The following is a 1,830-nucleotide window of genomic DNA, read 5'->3' as shown; positions in this document are numbered from 1 at the left end:
GCCGGGCTGTTCGCCGCCGGCAGCCGGCACCCGCTGGCGGACCTGCTGGACACCGCGCACGTCGCGCCCCGCCACCACCGGCTGGTCCGGCGCTGGCTGCGCGCGCTCACCGACTCCGGTCTGCTCGACCGGGACACCGACGGCCGGTACGGACTGACGCCGGCGGGCGCGGCGGCGGACACCGACGCCGGATGGCGGGAGGTGGAGCAGCTCGCCGACGCCGAGGACCGGGAACTGCTGGACTACTTCCGGGCCAGCACCGCGCAACTGCCCGCCCTGCTGCGCGGCGAGGACGACCCGCTGGCGCTGCTGTTCCCGCAGGGCCGGGTGGACGTCTCGCAGGGCCTCTACGAACGCACGCTGTTCAACCGGTGGGCCAACGAGGCGGCGGCGGCCCTGGTGCGGCGGATCACCGAGCAGCGGATCGAGCCCGGGGCGCTGCGGGTGCTGGAGGTCGGCGCCGGGGCCGGCGGCACCACCGCCGCCGTGCTCGCCACGCTGGACGGGTACGAGGTGGACTACCTGGCCACCGACCTGTCCCCGTTCTTCCTGGGCGAACTGCGGACCCGGTTCGGCGACCGGCCCGGCCTGCGCCTGGAAGCGGTCGACATCGACCGGGACCTGGCCGGGCAGGGCCTCTCCCCGAACTCGTTCGACGTGGTCGTGGCCGGCGACGTGCTGCACGCCAGCGCCGACGTCGGCCGGGCGCTGGACCGGCTGCGCGAGGTGCTCGCCCCGCAGGGCTGGCTGGTCGCCTGCGAGATGACCCGCGACCACCACCAGATCATGACCTCGCTGGAACTGCTGGTCCGTGTGGACGAGGCGACCGCCGACTTCACCGACCTGCGTCGGGGCACCGAGCAGGTGTTCCTCGACCGGCGGTCCTGGCTGGAGGTGCTGGGCGCGGCGGGCGCGGCGCAGCCGCTGTGCCTGCCCGAGCCGGACGGCTTCATCGCCGAGCTGGGCATGTGCGTGCTGGCCGCCCGGTTCAAGACCGACCGGGTGCGGATCTCCCGCGACGACCTGACCGAGCACCTGGCCGGTCGGCTGCCGCAGTACATGGTGCCGTCGGTGGTCCAGGTCGTCGACGCCCTGCCGCTCAACGCCAACGGCAAGGTCGACCGGGCGGTACTGCGCCGTCGACTGCCCCGGCGGGGCACGGCGACCGCCGCCGGGTCGTCCGGTGCCCTGGACAGCGACCTGGAACGTCGGATCGCGGCGGTCTGGGCCGAGGCGCTGCGGCTGCCCCGGGTCGGCCGGGACGAGAACCTGTTCGAACTCGGCGGGGACTCCCTGGTCGCGGCCCAGATCACCGGCCGGATCCTGGAGGAGATCCCGCAGGCCGCCGGCCTCTTCTTCGACCAGCTGCTGCGGCAGGTGCTGGAGCAGCCCACGGTGGCCGCCCTCGCCGGGCACGTCGAGGCGGAGTCGGCCACCCCGGTCACCGCGTCGCCGTCGGTGCCGGCCACGTCGGGCGGGGACGGGCTGTCCCCGCTGCACGAGGGCACCGACGGGGTGCCCTGGGTGCTGGTGCCCGGCGGCGAGGGTGTCGACGCGTACGCGGGGCTGGTGCCGCACCTGGCGGCGACCGGTCCGGTGCTCGGGTTGGCCCCGGGCGCGGCCGACGACCTGCTCCGGGTCGCCGCCGCGCAGGCCCGCCTGGTCACCGCGGCCGGACACCCGGCGGTACGGCTGGTCGGGTACGGCCTCGGTGCCACGTCCACGCTGGAGGTGGCGCGGTCGCTGATCGAGGCCGGCGGTCAGGTCGACGCGGTGGTGCTGATCTCGCCGTGGCGGCCGGCGGCCGGCGCCGCCCCGGCGGCGGCGTAC

1 protein-coding gene is annotated in these 1,830 nt (G+C 76.0%); it reads left to right on the top strand.

Annotated features, from left to right (window positions below):
- Window positions 1-1,830 (top strand): methyltransferase (locus EYA84_RS31430; RefSeq protein ID WP_131057805.1); only part of this gene is annotated, 1,830 nt, incomplete at both ends.

The organism is Verrucosispora sp. SN26_14.1 (assembly GCF_004307965.1).
Lineage (GTDB): Bacteria > Actinomycetota > Actinomycetes > Mycobacteriales > Micromonosporaceae > Micromonospora.
The sequence above is the reverse complement of the archived record's forward strand: the minus strand, read 5'-3'. Positions and strand labels throughout refer to the sequence as shown.